Here is a 14,975-nt window from a genome sequence, read left to right as displayed (position 1 = left end):
TCCTTACTCGTTGCCGCCCGAGCGCTGCAGGTGCAGCTGCGAACGTTCGGTATCGCCGCCGGTGCCGTCGCGGTCGGCCTGGCTGCGCGCCGTTTCCAGCCGCTCCAGGTAAGCCTCGTCGATATCGCCGGTGATGTACTTGCCATCGAAGCACGACGCGTCGAAATCCTTCAGCGCCGGATTGATGTCGCGCACCGCCTGCTTCATCGCTTCGACGTCCTGGTAGACCAGCTGGTCCGCGCCGATCATGCGCGCGATCTCGTCATGGGTGCGGCCGTGCGCGACCAGTTCGCTGCGCGTGGGCATGTCGATGCCGTACACGTTGGGGAATTTCACCGGCGGCGCGGCCGAGGCGAAGATCACCTTGTTGGCGCCGGCGTCGCGCGCCATCTGCACGATCTCGAACGAGGTGGTGCCGCGCACGATCGAGTCGTCGACGATCAGCACGTTCTTGCCCTTGAACTCCACGCCCATCGCGTTGAGCTTCTGGCGCACCGACTTCTTGCGCACCGCCTGGCCCGGCATGATGAAGGTGCGGCCGACATAGCGGTTCTTGAAGAAGCCCTCGCGATAGCCCAGGCCCAGCTTGTTGGCCACCTGCATGGCGGCCGGCCGGCTGGAATCGGGAATCGGCATCACCACGTCGATGTCGCCGGAGCGCACTTCCTGGGCGATCTTCTCGGCCAGGTAGTCGCCCATGCGCATGCGGGCCTCGTACACGGGCACGCCGTCGATGCACGAATCCGGGCGGGCCAGATACACGTACTCGAAAATGCAGGAATTGAGCTGCGGATTGTCGGCGCACTGCTTGGTGTGCAGCTTGCCGTCGAGGTCGATGAAGATCGCCTCGCCCGGGGCCACATCGCGCTCGAGCCGGTAGCCGATGCCTTCGAGCGCCACGGATTCGGACGCCACCATCCATTCCTTGCCGTGCGGGGTATCCACGCTGCCCAGGCACAGCGGGCGGATGCCGAACGGATCGCGCACGGCGAGCATGCCGTAGCCGGCGATCTGCGCGGCGATGGCGTAGGAGCCGCGCACGCGGCGATGCATCCCGGCGACGGCCGTGAAGATGATCTCCGGGTCCAGCGACATGCCGTTGCTGGCGCGCTGCAGTTCGTCGGCCAGCACGTTCAGCAGCACCTCGGTGTCGGAGTGCGTGTTGATATGGCGTCGGTCGCGGCGGAACATCTCCTCACGCAGCTGTTGCCAGTTGGTCAGGTTGCCGTTGTGCGACAGGATGATGCCGTAGGGGGCATTGACGTAGAACGGCTGCGCCTCCTCTTCGCTCGACGCCGAACCGGCGGTCGGGTAGCGGACCTGGCCGATGCCCGCCGAGCCCGGCAGGCCACGCATGTTGCGCGTGCGGAACACGTCGCGCACCAGGCCGTTGGCCTTGTGCATGTGGAAGGTACTGCCATTGGCGGTTGCGATGCCGGCGGCATCCTGCCCGCGATGCTGCAACAACAGCAGGCTGTCGTAGATCAATTGGTTGACGGGCGTGGAGGACACCACACCGACGATACCGCACATGCCAGGCTCCAATAAAAGCTGCCGAATCGGCTGCAGCTCCGCCCCCGTGGCGAGCGCTGCGAATTAGCGCCGGGCGCCGTGCCCGGCGTCATGTCATGTCTTGACGTACTTGGCGATCTCGGGGGGCAGCCATGGCCGCGCCGCCTCCATCGCTTGTACCACAAAGGGCCGGGACACCGCGTCGCGCCAGAACGGTTCCTCGGGCAACTTGGTAAATCCGGCCAGGGTGACCAGCACCATCACCAGCAGCACGCCACGGGCCAGGCCGAACACCAGGCCCAGGCCGCGATCCGCGGGCTTCAGGCCCGTGGTCTCCAGCAGGCCGCCGATCACGGCGCTGGCCAGCGCGGCGGCGATCACGGTGCCGAAGAACAGCACGGCAAAGCCGGCGGCGCTGCGTCCCAGCGCCCCGCCAGGCATGGCCTCGGGCATCCATTCGGCCGCCACGCCCACATAGGTGTAGGCCACCCAGAACGCCACCACCCAGCCCACCAGCGACAGCAGTTCGCGCATCAGGCCGCGCAGCACGCCGATCAGCCCGGAGGTGACCAGCACGAACGCCACGCTGTAATCGAAGAAGGTTGGCTGCATGCTTGGGAATCCGTATGCCCGGCCGGGGCTACTGTTCCACGACCCTCGCGGTGAGGCCGGCGGCGCGCACGCGCTTCTCGGCGGCATCGGCGGCGCCGCGGTCCGGGAACGGTCCCGCGCGCAGCAGCACGCGCTCGCCATCGGCGAGCGTCTTCTTCTCGATATATGCGGGCACCTTGGCGGCCTTCAACTTGGCCACCCAGTTCTTTGCCTTGTCCTCGGACGAGAACGCGCCCACCTGGATGACGTACTTGCCGCTGCCGGAGGGCTTGGCCTCGGCTTGGGCGGGCTTGTCCGCCGGTTTGTCGGCGGGCTTGTCGGCCGGCTTTTCACTGGCCCTGGCGGCGGGCTTTTCGGCGGGCCGCGCATCGGCCGGCGTACCGCTGATCAGCTCCTCGCCGGCGTCGAGCGCCTGGGCCTCGATCTTCGGCTGCGGCGCGGGCGGCAGCGCCGCGGCCTTCTTCTGCTCCGGCCGCGCGCGGGCATCGTCGCCACCATGGCCGTTGGACAGGCGCACGGCGATGTTGTCGACGGCGGGACGCGGCTCGGTCTCGAACACGATGGGCAGCACGATCACGGCCGCCACGGTCAGCACCACGGCGCCGATCAGGCGACGGCGGGCGCGCTGCTTCTGGGGAAATTCGGGGTCGAGCGTATCGTCCGCATATTCCTCGGCAAGACGGCGCGACGAGGCGATGCCCGCGCCCGCATCGGTACGCGAGCGACGGGTGCGCGCCGGTGCCGGGTCATTGCCCTTGCGGGAGGAAAACAGCGAAAACAAGCCCATAGATTGGTTCGGTGCGACGGCCGTGGTGACAAGCCGCTGGTTCTGCCGCTCGTCACCGCGAAGCTGGGAAGCCTCTGGCGGCCTGGTTGCCTGATCTGGTTGCCCAGTCCGCTGACCCTGGTTGGCCTAGTTGGCCTGGGTGGCGCGATATGCCATCACGCCGGCCACGGTGTAGAACGATCCGAAGACCAGGATTCTATCATTCTCGGTCGCTCTCTCGATGGCATCCCGATACGCCGCCTCGGGGCTGGAAAAGCACGCCGCCGTGGCATCCGGGCCGGCGCGGAACCCGCCCTCCTCCAGGCGTTCGAGCAGGCTTTGCGCGCTGGCGGCCCTCTCGGTCGGCAGGTCGCACAAGCACCAGTGATCGACCTTGTCGGACAGGTGGCGCAGCACGCCGGCGATGTCCTTGTCGGCCATGGCGCCGAAGACCGCGTACGTGTAGCGGAAGAACCCCATGTTCTCCAGGCTCTGCCCCAGCGTGGCAGCGGCGTGCGGGTTGTGCGCGACGTCCAGGATCACGGTCGGGCGCCCCGCCAGCACCTGGAAACGGCCCGGCAGTTCGACGAAGGCCAGCCCGTTGCGCACTTCCTGGGCGCTCACCGGCAGCCGGGGGCGCATTGCCTGCAGCGCGGCCAGCGCGGCGGAGGCGTTCAGCAGCTGGTTGGCGCCGCGCAGCGCCGGGTAGCCCAGGCCGTTGAGCTTGCGCTCGCGTCCGCTCCAGTCCCACTGCTGGCGCTCCTGGCCCTTGGCGGCCTGGTGGTGGAAATCGCGCCCCACCAGCCACAGGTCCGCGCCGATGGCCTCGGCATGGTCGACCAGCGACTTCGGCGGCATGGGGTCGGCGCAGATCGCCGGCACGTGCGGGCGGAAGATGCCGGCCTTCTCGTAGCCGATCGCCTCGCGCGTGTCGCCCAGGTATTGCGTATGGTCGATATCGACGCTGGTGATCACCGCGCAGTCGGGGTCGATCACATTGACCGCGTCCAGCCGGCCGCCCAGGCCCACTTCCAGAATCATCGCGTCTAGCCGCGCCGCCGCGAAGGCGTGGATGATGGCCAGCGTGGTGAATTCGAAGTACGTGAGGCTCACGGGGTCGGCGAAGCTGTTGCGCGCGCGCTCCACCGCCTCGAAATGCGGCAGCAGCTGCGCGTCGGTGGCCATTTCGCCATTGATGCGGGCGCGCTCGTTGAACGTGAGCAGATGGGGCGAGGTATGGCAGCCCACCTTGTAGCCGGCTTCGAGCAGGATGCGTTCGAGCATCGCGCAGGTCGAGCCCTTGCCGTTGGTGCCGCCCACGGTGAACACCACCGCATCGATGCGCAAGCCCAGCGCTTCCTTGACACGCGTGATGCGCGTCAGACCCATGTCGATGCCCACCGGATGGGCGGTTTCGAGATGGGCGAGCCATTCGGGGAGGGAAGAAAAGATTGGCATGGTCGGTAGCACGGGGCAGCGGGCATGGGCACGAGATGGGTCGTGCGCGCCGGTGCGGATGGTCGATTCTGTCGGGCTGCTGGTCAGGCTGCGGAATTTCGAGTCGATGCGCGCGACGGTGGTTCCACCGTCGCCGCAAACGAAAAAGCGCGGACCGGGTCCGCGCTGCATGCGACTGCGATGCGAAGGCCCCGCGTCAGGCCACCGCGTCGGCCGGCTGCTTCTGCAGCAGCGCCAGCAGTTGCGCGATTTCGGCGCGCAGCTTGCGGCGGTCGACGATCATGTCGATGGCGCCCTTCTGCAGCAGGAATTCGGCACGCTGGAAGCCTTCGGGCAGCTTTTCGCGCACGGTCTGCTCGATCACGCGCGGGCCGGCGAAGCCGATCAGCGCCTTTGGCTCGGCGATCACCACGTCGCCCAGGAAGGCGAAGCTGGCGGACACGCCACCCATGGTCGGATCGGTCAGCACACTGATGAAAGGCAGCTTCGCGTTGGACAGCTGGTTCAGCATGGCCGTGGTCTTGGCCATCTGCATCAGCGACAGCAGGCTTTCCTGCATGCGCGCGCCGCCGGTGGCGGTAATGCAGATGAACGGCACCTTCTGCTCGAGCGCGGCCTGCGCGCCGCGGGCGAAGCGCTCGCCCACCACCGAGCCCATCGAGCCGCCCATGAACTCGAACTCGAAGCAGCTCACCACCACGGGGATGGTGTGGATCGCGCCGCCCATCACCACCATGGCATCGGTCTCGCCGGTGTCGTCCATGGCCGCCTTGATGCGGTCCGGATACTTCTTGGTGTCCTTGAACTTCAGCGCGTCGACCGGCACGATCTCCTGGCCGATCTCATAGCGGCCTTCGGCGTCCAGCAGGCCGTCCAGGCGCTCGCGGGCGCGGATGCGCATATGGTGGTCGCACTTCGGGCAGACATGCAGATTGGCCTCGACGTCGGTCCGGTACAGCACGGACTCGCAGGCCGGGCATTTGACCCACAGCCCTTCCGGGATGCCCTTGCGGGAGGAAGGGTCGGTCTGTTGAATCTTGGGGGGCAGGAGTTTATCCAACCAGCTCATATCAGGCTCCTTTCGGATAATGCCGGTCCCGCGAACGGTTCGGGCGGGAAATCTGCGGCAGCGGCGGCTCGCTGCATCCCGTCCCGAGGGCGGGTTTACGAGGGGTCAGGCGGCCAGGGCGCGAATTTACCACGCCTGCGCCCCTGCCCCTAAGCGAAACCGTCGCGATGTGGCCGATCGCTCACGCCTTGGCGTCGAGTGCGGCCCGGATCTCGGCGATGAACGCGCGCAGCGATTGTACCGCCTGTGCACGCGGCGCATCTTCCAGCAGCTGCACGAGGCGGCTGCCGATCACCACCGCATCGGCGATGCCGCCGATGGCGCGGGCGGTCTGCGCGTCGCGGATGCCGAAGCCCACGCCCACCGGCAGGTTCACATGGCGCTTGATCAGTGGCAGCTTGGCCGCCACGCTGTCCAGGTCCAGCGCGCCCGAACCTGTCACGCCCTTGAGCGACACGTAGTACAGATAGCCGCTCGCCACCTTGGCCATGGCCTCGATGCGCGCCTCGGTGGAGGTAGGCGCCAGCAGGAAGATGGGGTCCATCCCGTTCTCGCGCATCAGCCCGGCGAAGGACTCGCATTCCTCGGGCGGATAGTCCACCACCAGCACGCCATCGACCCCGGCCTCGCGCGCGGCGCGGGCGAAGGTTTCCTGGCCCATGCGCTCGATCGGGTTGGCGTAGCCCATCAGCACCACCGGCGTGGTGGCGTCGCGCTCGCGGAATTCGCGCACCCACTCCAGCACCTTGGCCAGCGTCACGCCGTTGGCAAGCGCCCGCTCGGAGGCGCGCTGGATCACCGGGCCGTCGGCCATCGGGTCGGAGAACGGCACGCCCAGCTCGATCACGTCGGCGCCGCCCTCGACCAGCGCATGCATCAGCGCCACGGTGAGACCGGGTTCCGGATCGCCGGCGGTGATGAACGGAATCAGGCCCTTGCGCCCTTGTGCGGACAGGGCCGCGAAAGTGGAGGAAATCCGGGACATGGTCATTGTGCGAGAGTGGGCAGCGTGGCGGACGACGGCTCGTCGTTCGCGGCCGCGGGATGGGGTACCGTGGACGGCATGGCGGGACAGGCCGCGGCGATTGGCTCGGGGCCGGGCTTGAGCGGCACGATCGGCGCCACGCGCGCCCGCGCGACTTCTACGTAGTCGGCATTGATCTCGAAGCCGACGAAGCGGCGTCCGTGGCGCGCGCAGGCGACCGCCGTGGTGCCGCTGCCGGCGAACGGATCGAGCACCAGGCCGCCCGGCGGCGAGCTGGCGAGCACCATGCGCTCGACGATCTCCAGCGGCTTTTGCGTCGGGTGGTCCGCCCGCTCCGGGTCCTGGCGATGGATGCGCGAGACGCTCCACAGGTCCTTCGGGTTGTAGCCGACCTCGAGCCATTTCTTGCCCTCGAAGCGCGGCCGGCTGCGGGCCTTCTTGGTCTCGGCGTCGTAGGGCACGCGCACCGGGTCCAGGTCGAAGTAGTAGTCGCGCGCCTTGGCGAAGAAGCCGATGTTGTCGTGCACCGACGAGTACTTGCGGGTGGTGCCGCCCATGCTGGGCACGCGGCGGTCCCAGATGATCTCGTTGATCATCGTCAGCCGCCGCTTGAGCATCACGAACAGTTCGGGCGAGTACTGCCAGGTGCAGAACAGATACAGCGAACCGCGCGGCGCGAGCTTGGGCACCACGGCGTCGATCCAGCGCTCGGACCACGCCAGGTAGGCGTCGCCCGAGAGCCGGTCGGAGTCGTTGCCGTAGTCCTTGCCGAGCCCGTAGGGCGGGTCGGCGACGATCAGGTCGATGGAGCCGTCGGCCAGCCGGTGGATGCCTTCGAGCATGTCCTGCTGGAACAGCTCGCTGGGCAGCGCGGGGGGCGTCGACAGCGGAATCGGCGCGGGGCCGGCGCCGCCATCGGGCGGCCCGCCCGCCCCGCCCAGGCCCGGTTCAGGCAGGCCGCGCATCAGAGGACCAGCCCGGCGCGTTCGGCCACGGTGTGCATGTCCTTGTCCCCCCGGCCCGACAGGTTGACCAGCAGCAGCTTGTCCTTAGACAGCGTCGGCGCCAGCTTGCAGGCGTAGGCGATGGCGTGGCTCGACTCCAGCGCCGGGATGATGCCCTCGATGCGGCAGCAGTCATGGAAAGCCTGCAGCGCCTCGTCGTCGGTGATCGAGACGTACTCGGCGCGGCCGCTGTCCTTGAGCCAGGCATGCTCGGGGCCCACGCCGGGGTAGTCCAGGCCGGCGGACACGGAATGCGTCTCGATGATCTGGCCGTCGGGGCTTTGCAACAGGTAGGTGCGGTTGCCGTGCAGCACGCCCGGCGTGCCGGCGATCAGCGAGGCCGCGTGGCGGCCAGTCTCGATGCCGTCGCCCGCAGGCTCGACGCCGATCAGGCGCACGTCCTTGTGCTCGATATACGGGTAGAAAATGCCCATCGCGTTGGAGCCGCCGCCGACGCAGGCGAGCACGGCGTCGGGCTGGCGCCCGGTGAGCTCGGGCATCTGCACCTTGGCTTCCTCGCCGATCACGCACTGGAAATCGCGCACCATCATCGGGTAGGGATGCGGCCCGGCCACGGTACCGATGATGTAGAAGGTGTTCTCGACGTTGGTGACCCAGTCGCGCATGGCCTCGTTCAGCGCGTCCTTGAGCGTGCGCGAGCCGCTTTCCACGGGCACCACGGTCGCGCCCAGCAGCTTCATCCGGTACACGTTGGCGGCCTGGCGCTTGACGTCCTCGGCGCCCATATAGACCACGCATTCCATGCCGAAGCGGGCGGCGATGGTGGCGGTCGCCACGCCATGCTGCCCTGCCCCGGTCTCGGCGATCACGCGCGGCTTGCCCATGCGCTTGGCCAGTAGCGCCTGGCCGATGACGTTGTTGATCTTGTGCGCGCCGGTGTGGTTCAGGTCCTCGCGCTTGAGGAAGATCTGCGCGCCGCCGAGCATCTCGCTCCAGCGCTGCGCATGGTAGATCGGCGACGGACGGCCGACGAAGTGCTTCAGTTCGCGGCGGTATTCGGCATCGAAGTCGGGGTCATTGCGCAGGCGCTCGTAGGCCTCGCGCAGTTCGTCCAGCGCGTGGACGAGCGTTTCGGACACGAAGGAACCGCCATAGGGGCCGAAGTGGCCACGGGAATCGGGCAAGTCGTACATGGTTCAGAGCTTCCGGATGGCATGCGCGCCCCGCGGGGCGGCAACGCGATGATGGGGCCGGGGTGCGGCAGGGCCGGGCAGGACCGGAGCGGGCGCGACGCGGTCGGGGCGTAGCGAAGAATCGAAGCCGGCCACCGGGTCAGGCCGCGTCCGCCGCGCGCACGGCGCGCACGAAGTCGGCGATGCGGGCGTGGTCTTTCACGCCCTTGGCGAGCTCCACGCCGCTGCTGACATCGACGGCGTAGGGTCGCACGCGTTCAATCGCGCCAGCGACGTTTTGCGCGTTCAAGCCACCACTCAAAACGATGCGAGGAGCGGCGCTTGCGATCGGGTTGCTGCTGCTTGGCGCGATCCATGCGGGGGGAATCAGGGTCCAGTCGAAGACGTGGCCGCCGCCGCCATAGCCTTCGACGAAGGCATCGAGCAGGACGGCGGAGGCGTCGCGGTATTGATCGCCGAATTCTACCAAATCGAGCCCCGGGCGCACACGGGCTGCGCGCATGAACGGCAACCGGCTGCGGCGGGCCGCCAGGGCGCAGGCGTCCACGCTTTCGTCGCCGTGGAACTGCAGCAGGGTCAGGGGCACGCGTTCGGCCACGTGGGCGACCTCGTCGGCATCCGCGTTGACGAACAGGCCGACCACCGACACGAAGGGCCCCGCCGCCTCGGCCAGCGCGGCGGCGCGGGCGAGATCGACATGGCGCGGGCTGCCGGGATAGAACACCAGGCCAATGGCGTCGGCCCCGGCATCCACCGCGGCGCGCACGTCTTCCTCCCGCGTCAGGCCGCAGATCTTGATGCGCGTCCGGTGGGCCGCCGCCTCGTCCCGCGGGCTGGTGGCGAAATCAGGGCTGGGCATCGCCTGCTCCGGTGTTTGCGCCGCTGCTTGCGCCGGGCGCTGGTCCATCTGCTGCGCGGTCTCCGAAGCCATCGCTGAACACTCCATGAAAAAGGCTGCCCGCCAGATTGGCCGGCGGGATGCCGTACGCCTCAGGATACTTCACGTCCGCCAGATAGAGCCCGTCCGGCATGAACGTCGGGGCCGCCCGTGCGCGCTGGCGCGAGGCCAGCACCTCGGCCATCCAGCTCGCCGGATAGCGGCCGCGCCCCACCGCCACCAGGCAGCCGGTCAGGTTGCGCACCATATGGTGGAGAAAGGCGCTGGCGCGAAAGCGCAGGAAGACCCAGTCGCGGTCGGCTTTCAGGGTCACGTCGTACATCGTCTTGACCGGCGACTTCGCCTGGCATTCGGCGGCGCGGAAGGCCGAGAAATCGTGCTCGCCCAGCAGGCACCCGGCGGCCTCGCGCATCGCCTCCACGTCGAGCCGGCGGCCCGGCGGCAGCATCAGGTAGCCGGCGCGGCCATGCACCAGCGGGGCACGGTGCGGCCCGACATAGAGCGCGTAGTAGTACATGCGCTCGAAGGCGAGGAAACGCGCGTGAAAGCTGTCGTCCACGGGCTTGGCCCATTGCAGCGCGATGGACGGCGGCAGGAAGGCGTTGATGCCGCGCACCCAGGAAAACGGTTCGCGGGACAACGCGGTGTCCAGATGCACCACCTGCCCCAGCGCATGGACGCCGGCATCGGTGCGGCCCGCCACCGTGGTCTGCAGCCGCACGCCGGCGAAGCGCTCGATCGCATCCTCGAGCAGATCCTGCACGGTATTGCGGTGCGGTTGCGACTGCCAGCCGGAAAAGGCCGCGCCGTCATAGTGAAGGCCGAGGGCGATGCGGGTCATGGATTAATGGAAAGCGGCGCGGCGGGGCCGGCGCCGGGAGCCATCACGGGAATGGCGTCGTTGCGGGAGGCGAAAACGTCGTTGCCAAAAGCGATACGCCGGAAGGATCGCTTCCGGCGTATCGCGTCATGTCGCGCCCGATCGCGTGGCGTCAGGCCGAAGCCGCCATGATATCAGGCCACTTCGGCCAGCAACTGCCGCGCCTGGCCGCGCAGCGGATCGGCGGATTGGTCCACCACCTCCTGCAGCAGTTCGCGGGCGCCTTCCTTGTCGCCGATCTCGATATACGCCTTGGCCAGGTCGAACTTGATCTGCATGTCGCGGCCGCCATCGAGCGTATCGGCGGACATCGTGGTCGGCGAGATGCCGCCGACGGTGTCGGCCGGGGCGGCGGACGAGAAGTGCGACAGGTCCAGCGGCTCCACCAGCTTGCCGTCGCGCAGCAGCGTCGGCGCCGGCAGCGATGCCGATCCGTCGCCCTGCGGCTCCACCGGCGACGGCTGCGCCGGGGGCACCGACTGGGCCGAAGGCGCCGACGGGGCGTCCGGGAAATCGAGCGAAATGCCGCTCATGTCGAAGTCCAGCGGGCGGACCCGCGTGGGCTCGTCCAGGCGGGGCACGCCCGCATGCGCATCGTCGCCTTCGGGCAGGCCCGGATCCGCTTCCTCGTCCAGGCGCGCGGACGGGTAACCGTCCGGATCGCCGAAGGCACGGGTGGCCGATTCGGGGGCCGTGATGGGCGCGCCGGGCGCGGGCGCCGGAAAGGCGTCGAGCGGCAGTGCCAGGTCGCCGAGCGGGCTGTCGAGGGCGGTGTCCCGAGGCGGCACATCGGCATCCAGCGACGGGTCTTGCGTGCGCCACTGGTCGCCTCCGGCGGTCAGCGGTCCGGCGCCATCGGCGTCCGGGGTCACGGTCAGATACAGCGCGTTGCCCGGCTCCAGGCGGCGGCCCATCTCGGCCGCCTGCGCCCATTCCGCGCCCTGTCCGCCGGTCTGCCCGAACATTTCCTCGGCGATGACGCGGAAGCCATCGACATCCTCCCGCTTGGCGTAGATCTCCAGCAGCTTGAGGCGGATGGCCTGGCGCTCCGGCTCCCGCGACAGCGCCTCGCGCAGGATTTCCTCGGCCTGGGCGTCGCGGCCGTAGGCGATATACACCTCGGCCTCGGCGATGGGATCTACCTCGTGCGCCTCGGCCACGTTGTTGCCGATGCGGAAATCGGCGCCGAACACGCTGTGCTGCGAGGTATCCACGCTCTGGCCGCCCGCCGTCCCGAACAGGGAGTGGGAGCCGGCCATCACCGTGCTTTCCTGCGACAGGATGCTGTTCTCGAAGGCCGCGCCCTCGTCTTCCTTCTGCTTGCGGCGGCTGCGATAGATTACATAGCCGCCGAGCAGCGCGAGGACCAGGCCGCCGCCGGGCAGCGTCATGGGATTGGCCAGCAGTTCGTCGATAAACGACGGCGGCGGCACCTGGGCCTGCACCACCACCGGCGGCTTGGCGGCCGGCGCGGAGGCATCGGCGGGCTGGTTGCCGGCGCTGGCCGTCGTGGCGGGGGCAACGGCCGGCGCCGAGGCGGCCGCCTGCGTGGCCGGCACGGCGGGCGCCGAGGCGGCGACGGCCGCTTCGGGCGCCGGCGCGGCGGCCGGGGCCGCCGCGGGTTCCGTGCCACCGGCATTGCCGGCGGCGACCACCTGCGGCGCGGTGTCCGCGGCGGGCGCCGTCCTGGCTCCCTGGGCCGCGCTGGCGCCATTGCCCTGCGCCAGCCGCGCGATCTCTGCGTTCTTCAGCTCCAGCAGGCGCTGCATGTCGCCGACGTTCTTCTCCAGCTGCGCCAGCCGCGCCTCGGCCTCCTTCAACTGCCGGTCCTTGGCCACGTTGGCCTCGGCCAGCGCGTTGGGCGCCTGCGCGCCGGCGTCCGGCTTGCTCAGCTTCAGCTCGTCGCGCGGACCGGCCGCCGGGGCGGACTGCTCCTGCACGCGCGCGGTCACATTGCCGGACTGCGCGCGCCCGCTGCCCGCCTCGGGCGTGCGGGCCGCGGCGGCCGTCGCGAGACGGCTGCGATAGGCATCAAAGCCCTGCGTATGGGCGACGACTTCGCGGCGCGCGGCGCGCGGCGTCACCTCCTGGGCCTGCTGCGCGGACGGCACCTTGAGCACCGCACCGGCGCGCAGCCGGTTCATGTTGCCGCCGATAAAGGCGTTGGGATTGGCGCGGTACAGCGCCACCAGCATCTGCTCCAGCGAAATCTCGTCCTGGCCCTGCGACACGTCGCCGGCGATGCCGTAGAGGCTGTCGCCGCGCTGCACGGTGTAGCTGTCGCCGGCGGCGCCCGGGGCGGGCTGCGGTGCTCGGGCCTGCGGAGCCGGACGCGGCGTGACGGGCTGCGCGGGGGCCGCGGCGACCGCGGGCGCGGGCTGCGCGGTAGCGGGCTCCGGCGTGGCGGCCTGCACGATGGGGGTCGGGGACACCGACTGGCTGGCCTGCGACGAGCCGACCGGATCGAGCAGGAAGGTGTACGCCCGCGTCACCTTGCCGCTGGACCACGTCATGTCGATCAGGATGTCGACGAAGGGCTCGCTGACCGGCTGGTTGGAGCGCACCTTGGCGACATAGCTGCCATTGGGCCGGCGCTCCAGCTGCAGGCGCACGCCGCTCACCGCCGGCAGATAGGTCAGGCCGGCGCGCGCATAGGCGTCCGGCGGCGCGAGCTTGACCGCGAGGTTATCCGTATCTTCCGGCGTGACCCCGCTGATATCGATCTCCGCCTGCAGCGGCTGACCCAGACTCGACTGAACCCGCAATTGTCCGAAGCCGGCGGCGTAGGCCGCGGGCTGGGCGAACAGCAACCCGATTGCCGTGAAGGCCAGCGTTGACCAGCGCTGACGGGCGATAGGCGCATCTTTCCGGCGATGTTGGCTCACATTCACCTCGTGCTCCGTTGTGTTTTAGTAGCGAAACGAACTTTGCATCATTGGGTTTGGCGCGGCAAGTCGGCGAACTCCCTGCCCCGCCGCGGCATCGCCGGAGGCCGGCCCGGACCGGACCGACACGGCCTGGGACCGGAAGGCCCGGGCCCACGCCGGCTGTATTGTGACCCATGGGCTGTGCGAATAGGCACGCGGCAATGACAACGCCGCGCGGGCGCGCGGCGTTGCGGGGATCGGCGCCGATTCTGTTGCCATGGAGCAACGAATCGTGCCGCAAGCCCTGAAGGGCACTTCCGGGACGATCGCCGGTTACTTCTCGATCAGGATCCGCAGCATGCGGCGCAGCGGTTCGGCCGCGCCCCACAGCAGCTGGTCGCCCACGGTGAAGGCCGACAGGTACTCGCCGCCCATCTGCATCTTGCGCAGGCGGCCGACGGGGATGGTCAGCGTGCCGGTCACGGCGGCGGGCGTCAGGTCCGTCATGCTGGCTTCGCGGGTGTTCGGCACGACCTTGGCCCACTGGTTGTTGGCGGCCAGCATGCCTTCGATCTCGTCAAGCGGCACGTCGCGGCGCAGCTTGATGGTCAGCGCCTGCGAGTGGCAGCGCATGGCGCCGATGCGCACGCACAGGCCGTCGACGGCGATCGGCGCGGAGCCGGTGGCTCCGACGAAGCCTTCGCCGCGGCCCAGGATCTTGTTGGTCTCGGCGCCTGCCTTCCATTCCTCGCGGGACACGCCGTTGCCCAGGTCCTTGTCGATCCAGGGAATCAGGTTGCCGGCCAGCGGCACGCCGAACTGCTTGGTGTCTTCCGCGGGCAAACCGTGCTGGGTGGCGAGGATGGTGCGGTCGATCTCGAGGATGGCCGAGGCGGGATCGTCCAGCAGCGGCTTGACCGCGGCGTTGAGCGTGCCGAACTGGGTCAGCAGTTCGCGCATGTGCTGGGCGCCGCCGCCCGAGGCGGCCTGGTAGGTCATCGAGGTCATCCACTCGACCAGGTCGTGCTGGAACAGGCCGCCCAGGCCCATCATCATGCAGCTGACCGTGCAGTTGCCGCCGATGAAGTTCTTGCCGCCCTTGGTCAGCGCGTCCTTGATCACGTTGAGGTTGACCGGATCAAGCACGATGACGGCATCGTCCTTCATCCGCAGCGACGAAGCCGCGTCGATCCAGTAGCCGTTCCAGCCCGCGGCGCGCAGGCGGGGAAAGACGTCGTTGGTATAGTCGCCGCCCTGTGCCGTCAGGATGACATCGCACTTCTTCAGCGCGTCGATGTCATTGGCGTCTTTCAGCGTGGTTTCGTTCTTGGCCATGGCGGGCGCCTTGCCGCCGGCGTTGGACGTGCTGAAGAATACGGGCTCGATATGGTCGAAATCGCGCTCTTCCTGCATGCGCTGCATCAGGACGCTGCCAACCATTCCCCGCCAACCGACGAGACCTACAATCATGACTAACCTCGGATTTGTATGAACACTTCCCCGCACTTTCCTCGCCCGGCGTGGCTGCGCGGGGAAGACGGGCAGGCACGACGAACGATCTAGGCGATCGCTTTTTTGGTAATGGTTTTAATCGTCGTTGCGGTGATCGTGCGGCCGTGCGAATCCATGCACACGAGCCCGCGCGTCGTCAGCACGACAGCGGCGCAGCTACTTGCGACAATCGGAAGGGACTGTAGGATTCGGACCATTGCGCGAGTCTACACGATTTTTCCGCGCCGCCGCACGACGGAATTGGGCGGAAAACCAGCG

Annotated in this window: 12 protein-coding genes; all 12 read right to left on the bottom strand. The window is 68.7% G+C overall.

The features are described from left to right. Positions 1-3: 3 nt before the first annotated feature. The 12 genes from purF to asd all read right to left on the bottom strand — a co-directional run bounded on the left by purF (position 4) and on the right by asd (position 14,675). Positions 4-1,533, bottom strand: a complete 1,530-nt coding sequence (purF, locus tag LDO27_RS21220) for an amidophosphoribosyltransferase (protein WP_224043864.1) — start codon at positions 1,531-1,533, stop codon at positions 4-6. A 93-nt stretch (positions 1,534-1,626) separates the two neighbouring features. Next, on the bottom strand, positions 1,627-2,124 hold the full coding sequence (locus LDO27_RS21215) for a CvpA family protein (protein ID WP_222204155.1): 498 nt from the start codon (positions 2,122-2,124) through the stop codon (positions 1,627-1,629). 28 nt (positions 2,125-2,152) lie between these two features. Continuing rightward, complete coding sequence (locus tag LDO27_RS21210) at positions 2,153-2,911, bottom strand: SPOR domain-containing protein (protein ID WP_224043863.1); 759 nt, start codon at positions 2,909-2,911, stop codon at positions 2,153-2,155. 126 nt (positions 2,912-3,037) lie between these two features. Then, on the bottom strand, positions 3,038-4,348 hold the full coding sequence (gene folC / locus LDO27_RS21205) for a bifunctional tetrahydrofolate synthase/dihydrofolate synthase (protein WP_224043862.1): 1,311 nt from the start codon (positions 4,346-4,348) through the stop codon (positions 3,038-3,040). A gap of 196 nt (positions 4,349-4,544) precedes the next feature. After that, complete coding sequence (gene accD, locus LDO27_RS21200) at positions 4,545-5,417, bottom strand: acetyl-CoA carboxylase, carboxyltransferase subunit beta (RefSeq protein ID WP_222204162.1); 873 nt, start codon at positions 5,415-5,417, stop codon at positions 4,545-4,547. Between the two features lie 181 nt (positions 5,418-5,598). Continuing rightward, positions 5,599-6,402: a tryptophan synthase subunit alpha gene (gene trpA / locus LDO27_RS21195; RefSeq protein WP_224043861.1), complete on the bottom strand. Its 804-nt coding sequence runs from the start codon at positions 6,400-6,402 to the stop codon at positions 5,599-5,601. Between the two features lie 2 nt (positions 6,403-6,404). After that, on the bottom strand, positions 6,405-7,367 hold the full coding sequence (locus tag LDO27_RS21190) for a DNA-methyltransferase (protein ID WP_222204166.1): 963 nt from the start codon (positions 7,365-7,367) through the stop codon (positions 6,405-6,407). Continuing rightward, a complete protein-coding gene (trpB, locus tag LDO27_RS21185) occupies positions 7,367-8,560 on the bottom strand; it encodes a tryptophan synthase subunit beta (RefSeq protein WP_224043860.1) in 1,194 nt (397 codons plus the stop codon). The genes LDO27_RS21190 and trpB overlap by 1 nt, the downstream gene beginning before the upstream one ends. Positions 8,561-8,699: 139 nt before the next feature. After that, positions 8,700-9,419 (bottom strand): phosphoribosylanthranilate isomerase, encoded by a 720-nt coding sequence (locus tag LDO27_RS21180; RefSeq protein ID WP_222204269.1) that lies wholly within the window; start codon positions 9,417-9,419, stop codon positions 8,700-8,702. Then, the gene (truA, locus tag LDO27_RS21175; RefSeq protein WP_224043859.1) at positions 9,406-10,299 is read right to left on the bottom strand and encodes a tRNA pseudouridine(38-40) synthase TruA; all 894 of its coding nucleotides are present in this window, start codon (positions 10,297-10,299) and stop codon (positions 9,406-9,408) included. The genes LDO27_RS21180 and truA overlap by 14 nt, the downstream gene beginning before the upstream one ends. A 173-nt stretch (positions 10,300-10,472) precedes the next feature. Beyond that, entirely contained in the window at positions 10,473-13,229 is a 2,757-nt protein-coding gene (locus tag LDO27_RS21170; protein WP_224043857.1) for a FimV/HubP family polar landmark protein, read from the bottom strand. A 309-nt stretch (positions 13,230-13,538) separates the two neighbouring features. After that, positions 13,539-14,675, bottom strand: coding sequence for an aspartate-semialdehyde dehydrogenase (gene asd, locus LDO27_RS21165; protein WP_222204175.1), 1,137 nt, complete (start codon positions 14,673-14,675; stop codon positions 13,539-13,541). Positions 14,676-14,975 lie beyond the last annotated feature (300 nt).

It is taken from the genome of Cupriavidus respiraculi (assembly GCF_914271545.1).
In the GTDB taxonomy this organism is placed as follows: domain Bacteria; phylum Pseudomonadota; class Gammaproteobacteria; order Burkholderiales; family Burkholderiaceae; genus Cupriavidus; species Cupriavidus respiraculi.
Note: the sequence above shows the minus strand (reverse complement) of the source record. Positions and strands in the feature narration are given on the sequence as shown.